Consider the following 22,023-nt stretch of genomic DNA (forward strand, 5'->3'; position numbering starts at 1 on the left):
CCCATGAATCGCAAACAGCAACTGCTCAAGCGCCATCGGCGCAACAAACGCATCGGCCTGTTGATTGCGCTGGTGGTGTTGATTGCCTGCGGCGTGCTGGTGGTCTGGTGGCTGCCGGTGGTGCTCGCGGTTCTGGGCTGGATTGCCCACGAGGCATGGTTTGCCGACCATCTGTTTTATTCACCCACAGACGATTATCAGTACAGCTTCCCCCCGTACACCCAGCAGCCCAAGGTGCATCTGGACGGGGACCGGTTGCGGCTTGACGAGGGCGTGATGCTGGTCGACAACGCCACCCTGATCTTGGCGCTGCGGATAAAAAGCACCTGGCTGGGACGCTTTATCGATCCCGTTGTCGAGCTGGCGGGTGGGGCTGATCCGGACCGCCAGACCTTCGAGCGTGGCGTCGATGGTTTGCGTTACCTCAATCTTACGGGGCAGGCCTCTGTGCTCTCGCAAGGTGAGTTGCGTCTGCGCGGACGTTTCTGCCGATTGCTCGGCGAGCCGGTGCTCTCGGCGTTCGAACATCCGGATTACAGCCGTCAGCGGGTGATGGTGATCGCGCCCCACGCCGACGACGCCGAGCTGGCCGCATTCGGCTTGTACAGCGGCGCCGAACAAAGCTGGATCGTGACCATCACCGCCGGTGAAATCGAGGCCGGGCACTACCGGCAGATGGGGCTCGATGGCGTCGAAGCGTCTCGGCTGAAGGGCTCGCTGCGCGCCTGGGACAGTGTCAGCGTTCCGTTGTGGGGCGGCGTGCCTCAGCAGCGCTGCATTCAACTGGGCTACTTCTGCCTGCAGTTGCCTGCCATGCAAAGCGCACCGACCGAGGCCGTAGCGTCCCGTGAGGCTCAGCTGGGCGATACCCGATATTTCCGCCGATTCAATCCATTTGCCTTGGGCAGTGACGTTGATGGCCTGCCATCCTGGAATAATCTGCTGGCTGACCTGCGTGAATTGATCGAACGCATCGAGCCTCAGATCATTGTCTTGCCGCACCCGCACCTGGATCCCCATCCGGACCACCTGTGCTCGCAGCAGGCGGTGATGCAGGCATTGAGCGGCACGACGTGGCAGCCTGAAACCTTGTTGCACTACGCCAATCACTTGCATGACAACGATCGCTGGCCAATGGGCGACGCGGGCACGGGCGTAGCACTGCCGCCCCAGATCGGAGTCCATGAATCGTTGCGTCCCTGGACGCTGTGTCTGTCGACCGACAGCCAGTGGCGCAAGGCGATGTCGCTGGGCATGATGCACGACCTTCAGCCCCGGCCGCCCTTCAAGCGCCTGCTGCGCCGAGCGATACAACGTTGCCTTGCGGCTCGACGCTGGCGAGCGTTCGGCGAAAACGATTTTCTGCGTAAAACGGTACGACGCCACGAATTGTTCTGGGTCCAAGAGTTGTCTGGAAAGAGAGAGTCCAATTGAAAGTCCTGTTTCTGGTACAGAAAGAGCAGCGGGCGATTCTCGATCGACTGTATGACGGCATCGCCGAGCATTGCGAGTGCGACAAGCGCGAATTGACCAGTGAAGAGCAGGACGACTTGCGGGGGTATTTTCGCAAGCATGTCGATGTGACCCGCTATGACCGTATCGTGTTTTTTCTGCGCTTCAAAAAAGAAATCCGGCAGGTAAGGTTCATCCGGACCGTGCCCAACCTGGTCATTCTTGAGCACGATGCCTACCAGAATTACATTCCGTGCAAATACACCGGCAAGTTCAGTGCCCATTACCGCAAGCTGCCCTGGGCGCGGGTGATCAGCTCGGGTTTCATGGTCAGTGAGCGTTTGCGCGCAGAGGGCTTCGACGCGGTATTCGTGCCGAAGGGCTACGACCAGACATTGCTGCAGGACCAGGGGCGTGAACGGGATATCGAGCTGGCGTTTGTCGGCAGCACCAACAGCGTCGCCTACAGTGGCCGCAAGGCGCTGCTCGATGAGTTGGGACGAGTCGAATCGATGGTCGTCACGCGCACCAAATCCGGTGAAGAGTACTGCGACACACTCAACCGCATTCGCTTCTTCGTCAGCGCCGATGTCGGCATGGGCGAATTCATGATCAAGAACTTCGAGGCCATGGCGTGCGGCTGTGTGTTGCTGGCCTACGATCAGGGCGCTTCGGAAAGCGGCGCGCTGGGTTTGCAGGACATGCATAATGTGGTGCTCTACCAAGATGTCCCGCAGCTCCAGCAGAAGCTGGCCGTATTGCGAGCCGACCCGGAGCTTGCGCAGCGCATCGCCGCCAATGGTCGCGAACTGGCGGTCAGTCAGTTCAGTTTTGCGCGGATTGGCCAGCGTATCGTCGAAGCGCTGGAGCCTGCACTGCGCCCTGGCGCGCCGCTGGGGCTGCTGGAAAAAGTGCGCCTGAAACTGGGCGTTTGACAAGGGTTGGTCAGCCATTGAGATGGCTGGCACTTTGACTTTTAATCGGGAATCAGGTGCACTTTTCTAACGAAAGTAACATCACATTAGTGGTCACCAGCTGTGGCCGCCTGGACCTGCTCAAAATAACTCTCGAGAGTTTTGACCGGTTCAATACCGCCGCCATCCGCGAAGTCTTCATCACTGAAGATGCAGGGGACGATCAGGTGCACTCGGTCATTCCCGCCCATTGGAAAGATCACTGCACGGTGTTCGTCAATCGCCCGAAGCTCGGCCAGTTGGCGTCGATCGATCTGGCGTACGAACACGTCAGCACGCCCTACATCTTTCATTGCGAAGATGACTGGGAGTTCTATCGCCCGGGGTTTGTGGAAGACTCCATGGCCATCCTCGAGTTGCGTCCGGAAATTCTCCAGGTGTGGTTGCGCAACTATATTTACGATCTGTGTGTTCACAGCCCCTACATTCACCAGGGCGCCCGCGAAATTATCGGTGGGGTGCCGTGTTACCCGCTAATCTCCGATAAGCCCGAGTGGCAGAGTTTTTCGCTGAATCCCGGGCTGCGTCGCATGAAGGAATATCGGCTCTGCGCCCCATTTGCCGAACACGGTGGGGAAAAGGCGTTGTCGCAGCGTTACGCACAGCTCGATTTGACTGCCGTGACCCTGGAAGGGGATGCCGTTCGGCATACCGGATTTGGCCTCCATGTACAGACGTCGATTGAACGTCGGCGCAAGGTGCGCCGCAGTCGACGTGACCATGTGAAGTCCGGATTGTTTCTACTGCTGGGAGTCTGCATTGGCTGGTTCATCAACTAAGTGCACCGCTTGTCACCCGGGACCCTTGCATTGGCTTGTTGCTCTATGAATATCCTTAACGTCATGTGGTCCGGTGGTGCTCCATACGCATCGATTCACAAGGTTCATCAGCAAATTCTCTCGCAGGCTGGTCCCACTGCATCAGTGAAGACCTGGTTGCTGCAAGGCAGCGTGTCCGAGTGCGGGCTGAGCGTAGGCGATGCCCGGGAATGGAAACTGTCCTCTGCCCGCTTGAAGGGGCGGCATTTCTGGCGGCTGACGAAGCCCTGGATGCAGGCCGGCTTTCAGAAGGCGCTCATGCAGAGTGAGGCGCAGCTGCTGCTGCTCGATGGTTTGGGCGTCGCTCGCACGCTGTTGCCGCTGCTCAAAACGCTGCCACATATCCGCGCGGTGGTGATTTTCCATGGCTCCACGCGTCTGCGTGCCACGGATCGAGCGCTCTTCGAGCAGCTCACTGCGTCTTCCCGGCTGACCTTGGTTGCAGTGTCCAATACCTTGGCCACCCAGTTGAGCGACGACCTCCAATTGCCCGTGATGACCCTGCGCAGTGCGTTCGACCCTGCCTCCTTCCGTTCGGCAGTGCTCTCGCGAGAGCAGGCCCGTGCCCGGTTGGGATTGCCCCTGGATCATACGCCGGTGCTCGGTGCGGTCGGACGATTCGAGGACAAGAAGGGTTTTGCGTGTCTGTTCGAGGCCTTTACTTCGGCCTTGCAGCAACGACCCGACCTGCGCCTGGTGATCATCGGCGAAGGATCGACCCGGGCAGCGCTGCAAGCGCGCATCGACCACCTGGGATTGAATGCCCGTGTCTCGTTGCCCGGTCACCTCAACGAGGCTGCGCAGCTTTACAGCGCCTTCGACTGGGTCGCAATCCCTTCACTCAGCGAGGGGCTGGGGTTGATCATGCAAGAGGCCGTGATGGCGGGCGTGCCGGTCATCTCCAGCGACTTGCCGGTGTTCCGCGAGCAGTTGGCTCATACGGGCTGGTATGCCCCCGTCGATGATGTCAGTGCCTGGAGCGATGCCATCTTGCGCGCGTTCAGCGTCTGTGCGAAAAACGTCGCCGCGGAGCAATATCTGGAACTGGCGCCGGACCAGGCCTGGTCGGACTTCAGTCAAGTCGCCCGCCGATTGCTCTCATGACGGCAGAACGGCTTGCTCCAGCGCTTGCATTGGAAAGCTGCCGTTCAGGTTCTCTCGTGCAATATAGCGGGCGAAGTGTTGCAAGTTGCGCTTGATCAGGTGCCTGGGCAGCGGTGCCCGCATGAAACGCATGTCCGCCACGTCGATCAGGCCCATCCGATTGTCCGGTGTCACCACGATGTTTCCCAGGTGCAATGAACGAAAGTAGATCCCCGACGAATGAAGACTGCGTATCAGGCCCGCCAGAGCAGGCAGGTTCTGCTGCCAGTTGAAACCTTCCTTGTCGGCAATCTGGCGCAGGGTTTCTCCAGGCAGGGGCCGGTAAAGCACAGCCGTCATGCCTGGGGCTTGCAGTTGGAAGAACTGCAGGACCTCAAAGGTGGGCACACCCAGTTTTTGCAGTTCGATGGCATTGTCGATGAAGCGCTTCGAATATGGACGAAACAGGGCGGAGGAAAAAATACGCTTGCGCCTGAACAGTTTGAGGATATTCCCGTCCTGCAACAGGTAGACTTTCGGGCCGAAGCTATCGGCCTCCAGTATTTTGGCGCCTTCAATCATTCGATTTAAAGCGTCTTGCGCAAGTCGGGAGCATTGCATCGTAGGAAGCCTTGTTGGAATAGCGGGGCACAGTGGCGGGCAATGATGCCGAAAAGTTTCAGTTTTAACCATGCCGGGTTAGGCGGGGCGAATCAACCAAGGAGCACATTGATGCAGGAAACACGCTGGGCGCAAGCATGGATGACGATCGGTCTGCTGTGGTTCCTGTTGGCCATCGCCGTTGCGCCTACCAATAAAGTCTATCAGCAGGGCCTGGTCGCAACGCTCTGGCTGCCGGCCATAATGTTCGCCTGGTCAACACGGGCCAGGCTCGCAGAACTGCTCGATAAACAGCGCTGGATCTACCTGCCATTGCTCGGTCTGGTGGTCTGGTCATTGATCAGCCTGTCATGGACCAATGCCGAAGACCCGGGTCGCGAAGCCAAGCGTTTGTTGTATATCGGTGTGTTTCTGCTGTTCTTCCCGGTCTTTGCCAATGCCCGACCCGAGCGGGTCATACGCGTCATGCAATGGGGTGGCCTGGGGTTGGCATTGACTGCCTTGGCGGCGATGGTCAGGTTTTATGTGATCAATGGCAGCGTCTGGTATGCGCGCGTCGAGGGGTTGGGCGAGTTGGCTCATCCGATTCTGGGGGGGTATGTCATCGGGCTGGCGGCCGTGTGGCTTGTGCATTGGGTCCCGCGGGATCGCCGGCTGCAAGCGGTCTGGGCGCTCGCGCTAGGGTTGCTGGGGCTATTTGTAGTGCTTAGCCAGAGCCGTGGTGCGGCGTTGGCGTTGTTTCTGACGTTGCTCGCCATGCCCATCTGGTGCCGTGATCGTCGCAGCCGGATCATTGCCGTGTCGGCATTGACCGTCGCGATGCTGGCTTTCTGGTTTCTCGAGCCTCTGGTGTTGGCCCGCGGCGTTTCCTATCGTCCGCAGATCCTCATGGCAAGCCTGCAAATGATCGCCGAACATCCGTGGCAGGGGTTGGGGCTGGGTGGCGCCTACAAAGTGTTCGCCGACGGCATCTACTTTGACCATGCCCATAATCTGTTCACCCATGTCGCTATCGAACTGGGCCTGCCGGGCCTGTTATTGTGGTGCGCGACATGGATTGCAGTCCTGTATCAAGCCTGGAAGGCCCGGGAAACCCTCTATGGCCAAGGTGTCATCGGCATCTGGCTGTTTTCGTCCCTGGCCATGCAATTCGACGCGGCGAGCCTGACCGGAACGCCAAGGGCGGAGTGGTTCATCAGTTGGTTGCCTGTAGGTCTGGCTGGTGTTTTGGTATGGGCGCGGGCCGATTCCGGCGCTTGTGATAAAATTTCGCGTTCTTCCTAATCAGTGAGCTCTACGATGAGTGACGCACCGCCCATAGCGGGACAGGATTCCAGCTTGAAAATCTATTTTCGGCTGCTGGGGTATGTAAAACCCTATACCGGCCTTTTCCTGCTGAGTATCGTGGGCTTCGTGATTTTTGCCTCCACTCAGCCCATGCTGGCGGGGATCCTCAAATATTTCGTCGATGGCCTGAGCAATCCTGAAGCGGTGCTCTTCCCCAACGTCCCCTACCTGAAAGACTTGCAGTTGCTGATGGCCGTGCCGTTGCTGATCATCCTGATCGCCGCGTGGCAAGGCCTGGGGTCATTTCTGGGTAACTACTTCCTGGCCAAGGTTTCCCTGGGCCTGGTTCACGACCTGCGTGTCGAGTTGTTCAACAAGCTGCTGGTGTTGCCCAATCGCTATTTCGATACCCACAACTCCGGGCACCTGATCTCGCGCATCACCTTCAACGTGACCATGGTGACCGGCGCAGCCACGGACGCCATCAAGGTGGTCATCCGTGAAGGCCTGACCGTGGTGTTCCTGTTTGCTTATCTGGTGTGGATGAACTGGAAACTGACGATCGTGATGCTGGCGATCCTGCCGGTCATCGCGTTCATGGTCGGCAATACCAGCAAGAAATTTCGCAAGCAGAGCAAGAAGATCCAGGTGGCGATGGGCGACGTGACTCACGTGGCTTCCGAGACCATCCAGGGGTATCGCGTGGTGCGCAGCTTCGGTGGCGAGAACTATGAAAAGCGTCGCTTTGCCGAGGCCAGCCAGGGCAACACCGACAAACAATTGCGCATGACCAAGACCGGCGCGGTGTACACGCCCATGTTGCAGTTGGTGATCTATACCGCCATGGCGGTGCTGATGTTCCTGGTGCTGTTTCTGCGCGGCGACGCCTCCGCCGGTGATCTGGTGGCCTACATCACCGCGGCGGGTCTGTTGCCCAAGCCGATTCGACAGCTGTCGGAAGTCAGTTCGACCATCCAGAAAGGCGTCGCTGGTGCCGAAAGCATTTTCGAGCAGCTGGACGTCGAACCCGAGGTCGACAACGGCACCGTCGAACGTGATCGCGTGAGCGGCCACCTGGAAGTGCGCAACCTCAGTTTCACGTACCCGGGGACCGAGCGCGAAGTGCTGAAAAACATCAACTTCACCGCGGCACCGGGACAAATGATCGCCCTGGTCGGGCGCTCGGGGAGCGGCAAGTCGACCCTGGCCAGCCTGATTCCGCGTTTCTATCACCACGACGTCGGCGAAATCATGCTCGATGACGTGGAAATCGAAGACTATCGCCTGCGCAACCTGCGTCGGCATGTGGCGCAAGTCACGCAGCATGTGACCCTGTTCAACGACACCATTGCCAACAACATCGCCTACGGCGACCTGGCCGATGCACCGCGTGCCGATATCGAGAAGGCCGCCACGGATGCCTACGCGATGGACTTCATCTCGGAAATGCCCCAGGGGCTGGACACTCAGGTCGGGGAAAACGGCGTGTTGCTGTCCGGCGGACAGCGTCAACGCCTGGCGATTGCCCGTGCCCTGTTGAAGAATGCACCCTTGCTGATTCTCGACGAAGCGACGTCGGCGCTCGATACCGAGTCCGAGCGGCATATTCAGGCGGCCCTGGATCACGTCATGAAAGGTCGCACCACCCTGGTGATCGCGCACCGCTTGTCGACCATCGAGAAAGCCGATCTGATCCTGGTCATGGACCATGGGGAAATCGTCGAGCGTGGCACCCACGCCCAGTTGCTGGCGCAAAACGGCTACTATTCGCGCCTGCATGCGATGGGCCTGGACGAGCAGGTGTCGGCCGGCATCGCCTGAGCCGGCGAGAGGGTGGGCCTGGCTCACCTCTCGCACGCCCGACGTGCAATGCGTCCGGTGATATGTGCTCAGCCATCAATAGAAATCCGAGCCGAATCATCCCGTTGCAGCCGTCACACTAGCCCATGCCAAGCCTGTGTTAATATCGCGCCCCTGTTCATTCTGTATGTGGGTTGCACCATGAAGTTGTCCATGCCGCGATTCGATCAAGCCCCTGTCTTGGTGGTCGGCGATGTCATGCTCGACCGTTACTGGCATGGTGGTACCTCACGGATTTCCCCTGAGGCGCCGGTACCGGTGGTCAAGGTCGAGCAAATCGAGGACCGCCCGGGCGGTGCCGCCAACGTTGCGTTGAACATTGCCGCCCTGGGTGCCCCGGCGTCGCTGGTCGGCGTCACTGGCGACGATGAAGCCGCCGACAGCCTGGTCAATAGCCTCAAGGGCGCGGGCGTGCGGGCCTTGTTCCAGCGCATCGCGCACCAGCCTACCATCGTCAAGCTGCGGGTCATGAGTCGTCACCAGCAACTGCTGCGTATCGACTTCGAAGAACCCTTCGCCACCGACGCCCTGGCGTTGGGCGAGCAGGTCGACGAACTGCTCGAAGGCATCAAGGTGCTGGTACTGTCGGACTATGGCAAAGGCGCGCTGAAAAACCATCAGGTGCTGATCCAGGCCGCCCGTGCCCGTGGCATTCCGGTGCTGGCCGACCCCAAGGGCAAGGATTTCTCCATCTACCGTGGGGCGAGCTTGATCACGCCGAACCTCAGCGAATTCGAAGCCATCGTCGGTGGCTGCGCCGATGAGCACGAGTTGGTGAGCAAGGGTGCGCAGCTGATGCATGACCTGGACCTCGGCGCATTGCTGGTGACCCGTGGCGAACACGGCATGACCTTGCTGCGTCCGGATCATCCGGCGTTGCACCTGCCGGCCCGTGCCCGTGAAGTGTTCGACGTGACCGGTGCCGGCGACACGGTGATTTCCACCCTGGCGGCAGCGATTGCCGCCGGTGAAGAACTGCCCCACGCGGTGGCCCTGGCCAACCTGGCGGCGGGCATCGTGGTCGGCAAGCTCGGTACGGCGGCCATCAGCGCCCCGGAACTGCGGCGGGCCATCCAGCGTGAAGAAGGTTCCGAGCGCGGTGTGCTGGGGCTTGAGCAACTGGTGCTGGCGGTCGCCGATGCGCGTGCGCACAACGAGAAGATCGTCTTCACCAATGGTTGCTTCGACATTCTGCACGCCGGCCATGTGACTTATCTCGAACAGGCGCGGGCCCAGGGCGATCGTCTGATCGTGGCGGTCAACGACGATGCGTCGGTCAGCCGTCTGAAAGGGCCGGGTCGTCCGATCAACAGCGTCGACCGGCGCATGGCCGTACTGGCGGGCCTGGGCGCTGTGGACTGGGTGATCAGCTTCCCTGAAGGCACCCCGGAAAACCTGCTGCGCGAAGTCAAGCCGGACGTGCTGGTCAAGGGCGGTGATTACGGGATCGAGCAGGTGGTCGGTGCGGACATCGTGACCACGTATGGTGGCATCGTGAAAGTGCTGGGGCTGGTTGAAAACAGCTCGACCACGGCGATTGTCGAGAAGATCCGCAAGTCCGAATGACAACCCCCCTGTAGGAGCTGGCTTGCCAGCGAAGGTCGTCAACGATAACGCGTGTATGCCTGAATCAACGTGGCGTCCTCGAGTGCATCGCTGGCAAGCCAGCTCCTACAGGGTGAGGGTCGTCAACGATAACGCGTGTATGCCTGAATCAACGTGGCGTCCTCGAGTGCATCGCTGGCAAGCCAGCTCCTACAGGGGTTGTGTACACCTGTAGGAGCTGGCGCAGGCTGCGATCTTTTTCTTTCAGGAGCTGACTTTTTTACGCGGCACGATCTTCTTCAGCAGTTGCTTGGCCTTCCCACGTAGCCGCGCCAGGCCGGAATCCTTCCCCGGCGGGTTCAACCCCTGCTCCCGCACCCAATCCTTCCAGCGAATCCGTTCATCGCGTACCAGCCAGCCTTCCTGTCGGGCGAAGCTTTCTGCCAGGTACAACCCGCGAGTACTCGCCGGGTACAACTGATCCTTTTTCAAGGTAAAGAGCTCGGCCATTGGCTGGCCGTCTTGCAGTGGCATCAAATAAAGGTCGGGACGCTTGCGGTCGAGCCGGGCCACCAGTTGATCGCCTTCCAGTCGCTCGTCGACATGAAACAGGCTCAGGGATTTGGCTTCCTTGGGGACTTCCAGGCGCAGGTCATAGATCAGTTGCAACGACGCCGTCGGCAAGTGCACGTAAGCCCGCGGACGTTCGATCAGCTGCAGGTTGGCGCAACGCACCGGGCGCGCCGCGCCTGACAACGGGGTCAGGCGAAAAGGCATGGCTTCACGGTAATGCAGGGCTGAAGAGTAGGGCGCCGGTAACCACGTATCGTTGAAGCGTCCGCCGAGCCAGCCTTCCGGCGTTTCCAGCAGGCACTCTTCGGCAATCTCCTGGATCGCGGTGTGAAGCGGCAGGTTCAGTTCGTGGGCCGGCACGTAGCCGGAGATCAGCTTGAGCACCACATCGCCGCGGTCCTGCCGCCGTTGACGCACCAACACCCAGTAATCGCGATTCTGCCAATGCAGGGTCAAGCGCACCGAGACGCCGAGATTGGCCAGCTCCAGCGCGAAACGTTCGGTGTCGGCTACGGCCACCGGGCGGCGACGTTGCAGGGTCTGGGAAAAATTGAGCGGCATCCCGACGCTCTGATAACTCAAGCCTTCGGGGGTCGCTTCGACGAATAACGGCAGGGTCTTGAAATTGCTCGGGTTCTTTCTTATGAGCGTACGCGGCATGTCGGCTCCTGCTTAAGGCCGCGTCGGCGGCGTCAGTTTCTACGTAGGACCTGGGCAGCGGTCGCGACGTTGTGGGCGAGGTGCAGCGGATTGATGGTCCCGACAATAGCACTGGCGACACCCGGATGTTCAAACAACAATTCGAAGCTGGCGCGCACCGGGTCCACGCCCGGGCTCAGGCAGACGTGACCGCTGGCGAGGGCTTTTTTGACCAGAATGGCTTTGCCATGGGCAGCAGCATAGTCAATGACCGGCTTCTCGTTCTGTTCGTTCAGATTGTAGGTGACCATGGCGCAATCACCTTGTTCCAGAGCCTTCAAGCCGCCTTCGACGGTTTTTCCGGAAAAGCCGAAACCGCGAATCTTGCCTTCGGCCTTGAGTTCGGCAAGGGTCGCATAGGCTTCGCTGTCATTGAGGATCGCCAGGTCGTTGCCATCGGAGTGCACCAGCACCAGGTCAATAAAATCCGTTTCCAGACGTTGCAGGCTGCGTTCCACCGAGAGTCGGGTATGCGCCGCACTGAAATCGTGTCGGGACTGACCGTCGGCAAACTCTTCGCCGACCTTGCTGACGATTACCCAGTCCTGGCGCTGGCCGCGCAATAACGGGCCAAGGCGTTCTTCGCTGCGGCCATAGGCCGGTGCCGTATCGATCAGGTTGATGCCCAGGTCGCGCGCGAGTTTGAGCAGCATGCGCGCTTCGTCATCGCCGGGGATCTGAAAACCGTTGGGGTACTTCACACCTTGGTCGCGGCCGAGTTTTACCGTGCCCAGGCCCAGGGGCGAAACCAGCAGGCCGGTGCTGCCCAGAGGGCGATGCAGATCGTGCAGGGTGGGTTGGCTCATGGCAGCAGTTGTTCCCAGGCTGGAATGCCCATCGGTGGTTTTGGCAGTTCGGGCAGCGGTGCGGGATGGCCTGGCTGGATGTCATCCCGTTGCAATGAATTGATGACGCGGTCGGCGAAGTCTGGCGCGAGTGCCAGTTTGGTGGGCCAACCGACCAGCAGCCGGCCCTCTTCGGCAAGAAACGCGTTGTCGGGGCGGGTCAATCCGGATTGTAGCGGCTCGGCGCGATCCACGCGCAAGGTCGCCCACTGCGCCGTGCTCAGGTCGATCCATGGCAGTAATTGGCCGAGTTCTTTGCGGGCCGTGGCAATTTGCGCAGCGGGATCGCGGGCGACACCTTCGGCTTCGGCAATATCGCCACCCAGGTACCAGACCCATTGTCCGTCGGCCGCCGGGTGCGTGGTCACGGTGATGCGCGGTTTGGTACCACCGCCCAGGCAGTGGGCATACAGCGGTTTGAGGCCCGGGCCTTTGGCGATGATCATGTGCAACGGCCGGCGTTGCATGGCGGGATGGGTCAGCCCCAGTGTTTCAAGCAAGGTCGCGGTGCCGGCGCCGGCGCTGAAGACGATGCGCTGGGCGCGGATCTCGCGCTCGTCCACCTTCAGGCCGATCAGCTTCCCACCCTCCAGCAACGGCTCGATTTTCTGCCCGGCGAGCAAACTGTCACCCGCGAGGTCGGCCAGGCGCTGGATCAGGCTGGGTACGTCGATCACCAGTTCCGCCAGCCGGTAGACCTTGCCTTTGAAACGCTTGTCTTGCAGCGCCGGTGGCAATTGCTCACCGGTGACCTGATCGACGCGACCGCGTACAGCCTTGCTGGCGAAGAAGCTGGTGAGATTGCCGGCGAGGGTGCCGGGAGACCAGAGGTAATGCGCTTCGGACAGCAGGCGCACGCCGGACAGGTCCAGCTCACCGTCCCCGGCCAGCGCTTCACGCCAGCGACGCGGCATGTCGGCGATGGCTTCCGAGGCGCCAGTCAGGGCGCCATGCAGGGCGTACTTGGCACCGCCGTGGATGATCCCCTGGGATTTCACGCTCTGCCCGCCACCGAGGCTGGCGCTTTCCACCAGCACGGTCGAAAAACCCTGGCGACGCAGGCGCGCATTCAGCCAGAGCCCGGCGACTCCAGCGCCGACAATCAGAACGTCGGTGGAAATAACGGATGGCATGCAGCGACCTCAGTGTTCAAGACGAGGGCGCAGTATACAGGCTCGACGATTGGAAGGGCTGAAGCACCTGTGGGAGCGGGCTTGCTCGCGAAAGCGGTGTGCCAGTCGACACAAATGTTGCCTGACACATCGATTTCGCGAGCAAGCCCGCTCCCACAGTGAATCGAGTTCCAGGTCTTAGTGCCCGGCGGTTTTGGAGAAGAGTTGAATGACGACAACCCCCAACACAATCAGCGCCATCCCCAGCATCGCCGGCACATCCAGCTTCTGTCCGTAGATAAACAGCGCCGCGACGCTGACCATCACGATGCCCATTCCAGCCCACACCGCGTAGGCCACGCCCACCGGCACGCTGCGCACCACCAGGGTCAGCATCCAAAAGGCAATCCCGTAACCGACAATCACCAGAATCAGCGGCAGCGGGGTGCTGAAGCCTTTGACGGCTTTCATCGAGACGGTGGCGATCACTTCAGCGCAGATGGCAATGGCCAGGTAGTAGTAAGCGGTCATGGGTCAATCCTCGTGTGAAGTGTTGCTATCCAAGTTCGGCATTCTAGAGCTTCTTCAGATGCGGTAAAGTCATTACCTATCTGTTATTGCGATGGGTTTGGCCATGAACATGCAATGGAATCTGGACCAGTTGCGGTTGTTTGTCGGCGTGGCGGAGCAGCGGTCGTTCTCCGCCGTGGCGCGGGATCAGCGCAAGGCGCAGTCGGCGGTCAGCAGCTCGATTGCGCTGCTGGAAGAGGACTTGGGCGTCAGCCTGTTCGATCGCAGCAGTGGCCGCCAGCCGAAACTCACCGAGGCCGGCAATGCCTTGCTGGACGAGGCGCGGGAAGTGCTGCGTCAATGTGAACGCCTCAACGGCCGGGCGCTGGCGATGATGCGCGGCCAGGAGGCGCGTCTGCGCGTGGCTCAGGATGAAGCCATGCCCTATCAACCGATCATCGAAAGCTTCGAGGCCCTGGCGGATAAATTTCCCAGTCTTGAAGTGCAGTTGACCAGTGCAGCCCAGGGCGATGTGGCGCGCAAACTGGTGGAGCGTCGGGCCGACCTGGGCCTGCTGTTTTATCACGATCAGATCCCCGAAGCGCTCGAGCGGCGGGTGTTGGGCAGTGTTGAAATGGTCACGGTGTGTGGCGTCGGGCATCCATTGGCGGAGCAGTCTCGGGTCGACTGCCAGCAACTGGCACGGTATCGGCAGTTGCTGATGTCCACCCAGTCCAGCGTCTATCCCGGCAGTGAACCCGCCAGCCCGCAAGTCTGGCGGACCGACAGTTTCTACGTAATGGCCGAATGGCTGGTGCGTGGCCTCGGTTGGGCCTGGCTGCCGCGACACGTGGTGCAATATCCGGCGTATCAAGGGCTGATGGTCGAACTGGACAGCGAATGGACCCCGCCAGCGTTGATTGTGGAACTGGTCTGGCGCCGCGACGAGCCCCTCGGTCCGGCCGCCCGTTGGCTGGCGGAACGTTTTGCCGTGCACTTGCAGGCGATTGGCGAAAAACCCGATAAACTCCGCCGCCATGAATAGAACTCTCTACACCGCGTTGTTTTACCTGGGGCTGCCATTGGTAGCGATTCGGCTGTGGCTGCGGGCGCGCAAGGCGCCGGCCTACGCCAAGCGCATTGGCGAACGTTTCTCCCTCGGCCTGCCAGCGATGAGGCCGGGCGGTATCTGGGTGCACGCGGTATCCGTGGGCGAAAGCATTGCGGCCGCGCCGATGATTCGCGCCTTGCTGCAACGTTATCCGACACTGCCGATTACCGTGACCTGCATGACCCCGACCGGTTCGGAGCGCATCCAGGCACTGTTCGCCAATGAGCCGCGTATCCAGCACTGCTATCTGCCATATGACTTGCCCTGCGCCGCGGCGCGATTTCTTGATCGGGTCCGGCCGACCCTGGCAGTGATCATGGAAACCGAGCTCTGGCCCAACCATATCCATCAGTGCGCCAAGCGCGGGATTCCCGTCGCGCTGGCCAATGCGCGCCTGTCCGAGCGTTCGGCCAAGGGCTATGGTCGTTTCAGCAAATTGACCCGGCCGATGCTCACCGAGATGAGCCTGTTCGCGGTGCAGACCGAAGCCGAGGCCCAGCGCTTCCGTGACTTGGGTGCGCGTCCGGAAACGGTCGAAGTGACCGGTTCGATCAAGTTCGACCTGACCATCGACCCGGCATTGCTGCAGCGTGCTGCCGCGTTGCGTGCGCAATGGCAGGCGCAAGAGCGTCCGGTATGGATCGCCGCCAGCACCCATGAAGGTGAAGACGAAGTGGTGCTGGCCGCTCATCGCCAGTTGCTCAGCCGTCATCCCGATGCGTTGCTGATTCTGGTGCCGCGCCATCCGGAGCGTTTCAATGCGGTGTTCGAGTTGTGCCGGCAGCAGGTTTTCGCGACGGTGCGCCGTTCCACGGGCGAGCCGGTGACCGCGGGTACTTCGGTGTTGCTGGGCGACACCATGGGCGAATTGCTGTTTCTTTATGCCCTGGCCGACAGTGCCTTCGTCGGCGGCAGCCTGGTGCCGAACGGCGGGCACAATCTGCTGGAACCGGCCGCGTTGGCCAAACCGGTGCTCAGCGGGCCCCACCTGTTCAACTTTCTCGAGATCGCCGCGCAGTTGCGCAGTGCCGGGGCGTTGCAGGAAGTGGACGATGCCGAAGGCTTGGCGGTTGCGGTGCAGCGGCTGTTCGAGTTGCCGAGGGATGCGCAGCGGATGGCGGAGGCGGGGTTGAACGTGATGCGCAGCAACCAGGGGGCGTTGCAGCGGTTGCTGGATGGGTTGGGGCGGTTGATCGAGCGTTAGATCGCGCAGTCTTCATTCGCGAGCAAGCCCGCATTGGATCGCCTGCGAACACAAAATTTGTGTCAGGCAGAGATCCCTGTAGGCGCTGGCTTGCCAGCGAAGGCGTCATCAGATTCAACAATGATGTTGGCAGACAGGCCGCTTTCGCTGGCAAGCCAGCTCCTACAGGGTGGGATTTTCAAGGCCGGGCTTTGAGCTGATCCGCCGCTGCCTTGGCCAGATCCGGCGGCAGGAAGTCTTTATCCGGGTTGTAGTCAGGTTTGAGATAACGCTTGAGGTCCTGCAGATCGCCCGGGTTCAACGTGCCGGCCGCTTGCTTGAGGCGCAGATTGTCTAGGATGTAGTCGTAGCGGGTGTTGTTGTAGTTACGCACCGAGGTGTACAGCTCACGCTGGGCATCCAGCACGTCGACGATGTTGCGCGTCCCCACCTGATAACCGATTTCGGTCGCTTCCACTGCGCTCTGGTTGGAGATGATCGACTGCTTGCGCGCCTGCACCTGCTCGACGTCGGTGTTCACCGCACGGTGCAGGTTGCGGGTGTTTTCCACCACTTGCCGGCGCAGGGATTCGCGCTGTTGTTCGGTCTGATCCAGGCGTGAATAAGACTCGCGAACCTGTGAGGTGGTGAGGCCGCCACTGTAGATCGGGATATTCAATTGCAGCGCCAGTGTGCGTTGCTCGATGGGGCCGCCATAAGGCTGGGGGAATGCGTTCGGATTGCTCAAGCCGAAAGCGTCGTTGTCACCCTTCTCGTATTTCGCCACCGCATCCACGGTCGGTGCGTGACCGGCCTTGCGCTGCTTGAGGGTTTCTTCAGCCGCGCTGACCGCGTAGTTGCTGGCCAGCAGATTCAGGTTCTGCCTGGCGGCAGTGTCGACCCAGGCCTTGGCATCGTTCGGGGCCGGTGGCAGTATCGGCAAGGTGTGGACGATACCCTGGATCGAGTTGTATTGCCGGTTGGTCAGGGTGATCAAGGCTTCGAACGCGTCGTCCACCTGGCGTTGCGCAACGATCCGGTTGGCCCGTGCCGTGTCGTAGCTGGCCTGGGATTGCAGGACATCGGTCTTGTCCGAGAGGCCGACGTCGAAGCGTTCGTTGGACTGATCGAGCTGGCGCTTGAAGGCGGCTTCTTCGGCCTTGGTCGAGGCCAGGTTGTCCTGGCTGCGCAACACGTTGAAGTAGTCTTCTGCCGTTTGCAGAATCAGGTTCTGCTCGGTCGCCGAGAGTTGCAGCGCCGCCTGTTCGTTGACGTCCTTGGCGGCCTGATACTGGAACCAGCGATCGGCGCGGAACAGTGGCTGGGCCAGGGTCGCCTGATAGGAGTTGGCGCTGCGGTTGGCAACGGACGCCGGTTGATCGATATCGGTACGCACATTGGCGACCTGGGCGCCGCCGGAGAGGTTTGGCAACAAGCCGGCGCGGGCCTGGGGCACGACTTCTTTCTGGGCACCGTACTGGGCTCGGGCGGCGGCCAGGTCGGCGTTGTTATCCACCGCTTCCTGATAGACGCTGACCAGGTCGGTGTTGGTCGATAAGGGCGCTTCTGCTGCCCAGGCCATTCCATTGGACGCACAAGACACGGCTAGGGCCAGTGAGAGTTTGCGCAGCATGAGGCCATCCCTAAAAAATTACGCTGATAATTTGAGCGCCAAGGCTACGGCGCACGCCATACAGCGTCAAGGCGCGGCATGGCTTGGCGAGTGTAGTTGCGCACACGTTTGGCAACAATCCTGTAATTGCGCCATTCATCATGGTGTTTAAAGCGGGGTTGGCGTTCTTTGCCAGTTGTGTCTAGACTGGCCACGTTCTTGTCGGGGTGCCTTGCTATGAGGCTGAGATCGAATAATTTCGGATCCCGTTGAACCTGATCAGGTTAACGCCTGCGTAGGGAACAAGATTTCTCGTCACCCGGCGAGTCCTCTTGTGCTTCGTCCGGGATGTTGTTCGACAATCGAACAGCCCTCGTGCACAGAGCACAGCACAGCTGGTTTTTTCAGCGCCCGTGCGTCCATTCGTTTACAGGTTCGCTCCGACAAAAAATCCACTGCCTGGATGTGTTCGGAGAGCCCGTGATGACTATAAAACTAAAAGACAATACGAACCTGAGTGACTCGGCCAAGGTCGATCAAAAATCGGTTCAGCCGTTTACCCGCTCGCAAAAAATCTACGTTCAAGGCTCGCGCCCGGACATCCTCGTGCCGATGCGCGAAGTCAGCCTCGACGTGACCCCGACCGAATTCGGCGGCGAGATCAATGCGCCGGTAGTGGTGTATGACACCTCGGGCCCGTACACCGACCCCAACGTCATCATCGACGTACGCAAAGGCCTGGCCGATGTACGTTCGCCATGGATCGAAGCCCGTGGCGACACTGAGCGCCTGTCCGGCCTGAGCTCCAACTTTGGTCGCGAACGCCTCGCCGATGCGGAGCTGACCAAGCTGCGTTTCGCCCACGTGAACAACCCGCGCCGCGCCAAGGCCGGGGGCAACGTCACCCAGATGCACTACGCCCGCCAAGGCATCATCACCCCCGAGATGGAATTCGTCGCCATCCGCGAAAACATGAAGCTCGAAGTGGCCCGCGCCGCCGGGCTGCTGGACCAGCAACACGCCGGTTACAGCTTTGGCGCCAGCGTGCCGAAAATCATCACCCCCGAATTCGTCCGTGAAGAGATCGCCCGCGGCCGCGCAATCATCCCGGCCAACATCAACCACACCGAACTGGAACCGATGATCATCGGCCGTAACTTCCTGGTGAAGATCAACGGCAACATCGGCAACAGCGCACTGGGTTCGTCCATCGAAGAAGAAGTGGCGAAACTGACCTGGGGCATTCGCTGGGGCGCGGACAACATCATGGACTTGTCCACCGGCAAGCATATTCACGAAACCCGCGAGTGGATCATCCGTAACTCGCCGGTGCCGATCGGTACCGTGCCGATCTATCAGGCCCTGGAAAAAGTCGGCGGCGCTGCCGAGGACCTGACCTGGGAGCTGTTCCGCGACACGCTGATCGAGCAGGCCGAGCAGGGCGTCGACTACTTCACCATCCACGCCGGCGTGCTGTTGCGTTACGTACCGCTGACTGCCAAGCGCGTGACCGGCATCGTCTCCCGGGGTGGTTCGATCATGGCCAAGTGGTGCCTGGCGCACCACAAAGAGAACTTCGCCTATACGCATTTCGAAGAAATCTGCGAAATCATGAAGGCCTACGACGTCAGCTTCTCGCTGGGCGATGGCCTGCGTCCGGGCTCGATTGCCGATGCCAACGATGCGGCACAATTCGGCGAGCTGGAAACCCTCGGCGAACTGACCAAGATCGCCTGGAAGCACGACGTACAAACCATGATCGAAGGCCCGGGCCACGTGCCGATGCAGTTGATCAAGGAAAACATGGACAAGCAGCTCGAGTGCTGCGACGAGGCGCCGTTCTACACCCTCGGCCCGCTGACCACCGACATCGCACCCGGCTACGACCACATCACCTCCGGCATCGGTGCGGCGATGATCGGCTGGTTCGGCTGCGCCATGCTCTGCTACGTGACGCCGAAGGAACACTTGGGCCTGCCGAACAAGGATGACGTGAAGACCGGGATCATCACGTACAAGATCGCCGCACACGCCGCCGATCTTGCGAAGGGACACCCGGGCGCACAGATACGCGACAATGCCTTGAGCAAGGCGCGTTTCGAATTCCGTTGGGAGGACCAGTTCAACCTCGGCCTTGATCCGGACACCGCGCGTTCGTATCACGATGAGACCCTGCCGAAGGATTCGGCCAAGGTCGCGCACTTCTGCTCCATGTGCGGACCGAAATTCTGCTCGATGAAAATCACCCAGGAAGTCCGTGAATACGCGGCCAACCAGCGGATCGAAACGATTGATGCCGAAGTCGCCAAGGGACTGGCGGAACAGGCTGAGCGGTTCAAGCGGGAAGGCAGTCAGCTTTACAAGAAGGTTTGATCTGACCTGTGATTGACGGCGGCTGTGCTGCCGTCTTCGCGAGCAAGCCGAATCGTCGCACCGCCGCTCCCACATTTGATCCTGGTGGTACACAATATTTGTGGTCACAGGAGATCCAATGTGGGAGCGGGCTTGCTCGCGAAGGCGCCAGGCCAGGCGCCGAATATCTCAATGACACACTTATCCCTCTGAGATAACACCCTTGAGCATTCAACCCAGCACTTATTCCCCCGACATCGCGGTGCCCACCGACAAACGTGTCTTCGGCGGTCGCGATCTGTTTTCCCTGTGGTTTTCCCTCGGCATCGGCCTGATGGTGCTGCAGACCGGTGCCCTGCTCGCGCCAGGCCTGGGCCTGTCCGGCTCGCTGCTGGCGATTTTCCTCGGTACGCTGGTCGGCGTTCTGCTGCTGGCCGCCGTCGGCGTGATCGGCAGTGACACCGGCCTGTCGTCGATGGCCGCGCTGAAGCTCAGCCTCGGCAAACATGGCGCGAGCCTGCCGGCGGTGCTGAACCTGCTGCAACTGATCGGTTGGGGCTCGTTTGAAATCATCGTGATGCGCGACGCCGCCAGCCTGCTGGGTGCGCGCGCCTTCAGTGAAGGTAGCCTGCTGTCCAGTCCGCTACTGTGGACCTTGTTTTTTGGTGGGCTGGCGACCTTGCTGGCCGTCAGCGGTCCGCTGACGTTCGTGCGGCAGATCCTGCGCAAGTGGGGCATCTGGCTACTGCTGGCCGCGTGCATCTGGCTGACCTGGAACCTGTTCGCCAAGGCCGATCTGGCGGCGCTGTGGGCACAGGCCGGTGACGGTTCGATGCCGTTCGCCGTGGGCTTCGACATTGCCATCGCCATGCCGCTCTCGTGGCTGCCGCTGATTGCCGACTACTCGCGTTTCGGCAAGCGCGCGAAAAATGTGTTCGGCGGTACCGCGATAGGCTTCTTTATCGGTAACTTCTGGCTGATGAGCCTGGGTGTGGCCTACACCCTGGCGTTCGCGCCGAGCGGTGAAGTCAATGCCTTGCTATTGGCGCTGGCCGGTGCCGGCCTGGGGATTCCGCTGCTGCTGATTCTGCTGGACGAGTCGGAGAACGCCTTTGCCGATATTCACTCGGCCGCAGTGTCGAGCGGGATTCTGTTGCGCCTGAAGGTCGAGCATCTGGCGCTGGCCATTGGCGTGATCTGCACGTTGATCGCCTGCCTGGCGCCGTTGGCCCAGTACCAGAACTTCCTGCTGTTGATCGGCTCGGTGTTCGCGCCGCTGTTCGGCGTGGTGCTGGTGGATCACTTCATCTTGCGCAAACGTTCTGCTCAAGTGACGGCAAGCGCATTGCGCTGGCCGGCGCTGCTCGCCTGGTTGGGCGGGGTGAGCACCTATCACTTGCTGGCCAACCTGTACCCGGATGTCGGCGCAACCCTGCCGGCGCTGGTCCTGGCAGGGCTGCTGCAGCTGGTACTGGGCCGGGCTTTCAGCTACGGCCGGGAAACAGCTCGGGCTTGAGAATGCCGTTCAGGCGAGGGTAGGGGATCTTCAATTCGACGTGGCCCAGTGCGTAAGGCGCAATGGTGCTCACTTCGTACTTGAGGATCACCCCGCCATACGTCAGTGCCACGTTCTGGGTTTTGACGAAGGGCCAGCTCTTCACGAACTCCGGTTCCTGATCGAGCTTGGTGCTGATCAGCCAGCTGTTGTGCGCCACTTGCGCGGCTTTCCAGAACGCTTCTTCCTGCCCTGGCACCAGCATGTCCGACAGGGTCAGCACCTTGTGCTGCTGGCGCGAGTAGTTGATGAAGCTTCGGCCCGGCGTGCCATGGGCGCCGCCGGTGTCCAGGTAGCTGGAAAACTCGACGATCACCAAGCCGTCATGCTGCTCACGTACCTTGGCTTGCAGGTAGCTGCTGTGACGCGGGCCTGCACTGCTCAGAAATTGCTCGCGATACGCCGCCAGCGTCGGCGCCACCGGGGCGTCGGGCGAGGTGCGGGTCATTTGCAGCAAACGTTTTTCGATGATGCCATCCAGTGCCGGTTCGGCAGGGAAGCGCAGGGTGTCGATGTTCACCAACGGGCAGTCCTGGTTGGTGCAGCCCGGTTTCAGCTGTTCGGAGGCATCGCGGGTGGTTTCCAACGGTGCCCGGTAGCTGGGCTGGAACAGACTCTGGCAGGCGCCCAGGGTCAGGGCGATTGCAGCCACGGAGGCGATTTTAAAAAGCGACATGGGCGTCCTTCATAAAACAGGGAAAGGCAAAAAGTTACCCGCTTCGACTCTCGGCGCAGGAATCAGTTCGCCACTAAGCTAATTAGAGTTGGTTTCGCCCTCACCGTCTATCCCGCTCGCTGGAAAGGGGCTGCATCAAAGGTCGCAGGCGCGTT

At 60.7% G+C, this 22,023-nt stretch carries 18 protein-coding genes and 1 riboswitch; of the genes, 11 read left to right on the forward strand and 7 right to left on the reverse strand.

From position 1 onward, the window contains the following. Nucleotides 1–3 precede the first annotated feature (3 nt). Genes ELQ88_RS04780 through ELQ88_RS04795 form a run of 4 tightly spaced genes read left to right on the forward strand, consistent with a single transcriptional unit; the run spans nucleotide 4 to nucleotide 4,348 of the window. A complete protein-coding gene (locus tag ELQ88_RS04780; RefSeq protein WP_138963937.1) occupies nucleotides 4–1,434 on the forward strand; it encodes a PIG-L family deacetylase in 1,431 nt (476 codons plus the stop codon). Beyond that, nucleotides 1,431–2,387: a glycosyltransferase gene (locus ELQ88_RS04785; protein ID WP_138963939.1), complete on the forward strand. Its 957-nt coding sequence runs from the start codon at nucleotides 1,431–1,433 to the stop codon at nucleotides 2,385–2,387. The genes ELQ88_RS04780 and ELQ88_RS04785 overlap by 4 nt, the downstream gene beginning before the upstream one ends. Nucleotides 2,388–2,443: 56 nt before the next feature. Then, nucleotides 2,444–3,205 carry a glycosyltransferase family 2 protein gene (locus ELQ88_RS04790; protein WP_128872874.1) on the forward strand — a complete coding sequence of 254 codons (762 nt, stop codon included), beginning with the start codon at nucleotides 2,444–2,446 and terminating at the stop codon, nucleotides 3,203–3,205. 45 nt (nucleotides 3,206–3,250) lie between these two features. Next, nucleotides 3,251–4,348: a glycosyltransferase gene (locus ELQ88_RS04795; protein ID WP_128872873.1), complete on the forward strand. Its 1,098-nt coding sequence runs from the start codon at nucleotides 3,251–3,253 to the stop codon at nucleotides 4,346–4,348. Here ELQ88_RS04795 and ELQ88_RS04800 read toward each other — a convergent pair. Then, a complete protein-coding gene (locus ELQ88_RS04800) occupies nucleotides 4,343–4,948 on the reverse strand; it encodes a serine/threonine-protein kinase (RefSeq protein WP_128872872.1) in 606 nt (201 codons plus the stop codon). The genes ELQ88_RS04795 and ELQ88_RS04800 overlap by 6 nt on opposite strands. Nucleotides 4,949–5,059: 111 nt before the next feature. On the opposite strand from ELQ88_RS04800, the gene ELQ88_RS04805 reads away from it, so the two are divergent. From ELQ88_RS04805 to hldE, 3 genes are all read left to right on the forward strand, one after another. Continuing rightward, complete coding sequence (locus tag ELQ88_RS04805; protein ID WP_138963941.1) at nucleotides 5,060–6,232, forward strand: O-antigen ligase family protein; 1,173 nt, start codon at nucleotides 5,060–5,062, stop codon at nucleotides 6,230–6,232. A 15-nt stretch (nucleotides 6,233–6,247) separates the two neighbouring features. Beyond that, nucleotides 6,248–8,056: a lipid A export permease/ATP-binding protein MsbA gene (gene msbA / locus ELQ88_RS04810; protein ID WP_138963943.1), complete on the forward strand. Its 1,809-nt coding sequence runs from the start codon at nucleotides 6,248–6,250 to the stop codon at nucleotides 8,054–8,056. Between the two features lie 180 nt (nucleotides 8,057–8,236). Beyond that, nucleotides 8,237–9,661 (forward strand): bifunctional D-glycero-beta-D-manno-heptose-7-phosphate kinase/D-glycero-beta-D-manno-heptose 1-phosphate adenylyltransferase HldE, encoded by a 1,425-nt coding sequence (gene hldE, locus ELQ88_RS04815; protein ID WP_128872869.1) that lies wholly within the window; start codon nucleotides 8,237–8,239, stop codon nucleotides 9,659–9,661. A gap of 243 nt (nucleotides 9,662–9,904) precedes the next feature. Here hldE and ELQ88_RS04820 read toward each other — a convergent pair whose 3' ends face one another. From ELQ88_RS04820 to ELQ88_RS04835, 4 genes are all read right to left on the reverse strand, one after another. Continuing rightward, the gene (locus ELQ88_RS04820) at nucleotides 9,905–10,873 is read right to left on the reverse strand and encodes a metal ABC transporter ATPase (RefSeq protein WP_128872868.1); all 969 of its coding nucleotides are present in this window, start codon (nucleotides 10,871–10,873) and stop codon (nucleotides 9,905–9,907) included. A 32-nt stretch (nucleotides 10,874–10,905) separates the two neighbouring features. Next, nucleotides 10,906–11,718, reverse strand: a complete 813-nt coding sequence (locus tag ELQ88_RS04825; protein ID WP_138963945.1) for an aldo/keto reductase — start codon at nucleotides 11,716–11,718, stop codon at nucleotides 10,906–10,908. Beyond that, complete coding sequence (locus tag ELQ88_RS04830; protein ID WP_138963947.1) at nucleotides 11,715–12,890, reverse strand: FAD-dependent oxidoreductase; 1,176 nt, start codon at nucleotides 12,888–12,890, stop codon at nucleotides 11,715–11,717. The genes ELQ88_RS04825 and ELQ88_RS04830 overlap by 4 nt, the downstream gene beginning before the upstream one ends. A 177-nt stretch (nucleotides 12,891–13,067) precedes the next feature. Beyond that, nucleotides 13,068–13,400, reverse strand: coding sequence for a multidrug efflux SMR transporter (locus tag ELQ88_RS04835; protein WP_008027887.1), 333 nt, complete (start codon nucleotides 13,398–13,400; stop codon nucleotides 13,068–13,070). A gap of 103 nt (nucleotides 13,401–13,503) precedes the next feature. Between ELQ88_RS04835 and ELQ88_RS04840 the strand changes: the two genes are divergently transcribed. Then, nucleotides 13,504–14,424, forward strand: coding sequence for a LysR family transcriptional regulator (locus ELQ88_RS04840; protein WP_138963949.1), 921 nt, complete (start codon nucleotides 13,504–13,506; stop codon nucleotides 14,422–14,424). Next, nucleotides 14,417–15,694, forward strand: a complete 1,278-nt coding sequence (gene waaA, locus ELQ88_RS04845) for a lipid IV(A) 3-deoxy-D-manno-octulosonic acid transferase (RefSeq protein ID WP_138963951.1) — start codon at nucleotides 14,417–14,419, stop codon at nucleotides 15,692–15,694. Before ELQ88_RS04840 ends, waaA begins: the two co-directional genes overlap by 8 nt. A 178-nt stretch (nucleotides 15,695–15,872) precedes the next feature. Here waaA and ELQ88_RS04850 read toward each other — a convergent pair whose 3' ends face one another. Next, nucleotides 15,873–17,306 (reverse strand): TolC family outer membrane protein, encoded by a 1,434-nt coding sequence (locus ELQ88_RS04850; protein WP_138963953.1) that lies wholly within the window; start codon nucleotides 17,304–17,306, stop codon nucleotides 15,873–15,875. Nucleotides 17,307–17,498: 192 nt separating this feature from the next. Next, nucleotides 17,499–17,604: riboswitch (TPP riboswitch) on the forward strand. Nucleotides 17,605–17,768: 164 nt separating this feature from the next. Here ELQ88_RS04850 and thiC point away from each other — a divergent pair. Next, entirely contained in the window at nucleotides 17,769–19,658 is a 1,890-nt protein-coding gene (gene thiC / locus ELQ88_RS04855) for a phosphomethylpyrimidine synthase ThiC (RefSeq protein WP_128872862.1), read from the forward strand. Between the two features lie 202 nt (nucleotides 19,659–19,860). Continuing rightward, nucleotides 19,861–21,153 (forward strand): putative hydroxymethylpyrimidine transporter CytX, encoded by a 1,293-nt coding sequence (cytX, locus tag ELQ88_RS04860; RefSeq protein WP_138963955.1) that lies wholly within the window; start codon nucleotides 19,861–19,863, stop codon nucleotides 21,151–21,153. On the opposite strand, the gene ELQ88_RS04865 is transcribed toward cytX, so the two are convergent. Beyond that, the gene (locus tag ELQ88_RS04865; RefSeq protein WP_128872860.1) at nucleotides 21,122–21,868 is read right to left on the reverse strand and encodes an RsiV family protein; all 747 of its coding nucleotides are present in this window, start codon (nucleotides 21,866–21,868) and stop codon (nucleotides 21,122–21,124) included. The two genes, cytX and ELQ88_RS04865, sit on opposite strands and share 32 nt — an antisense overlap. Nucleotides 21,869–22,023: the final 155 nt, after the last annotated feature.

Origin of the sequence: Pseudomonas sp. MPC6 (assembly GCF_006094435.1) — a bacterium.
In the GTDB taxonomy this organism is placed as follows: domain Bacteria; phylum Pseudomonadota; class Gammaproteobacteria; order Pseudomonadales; family Pseudomonadaceae; genus Aquipseudomonas.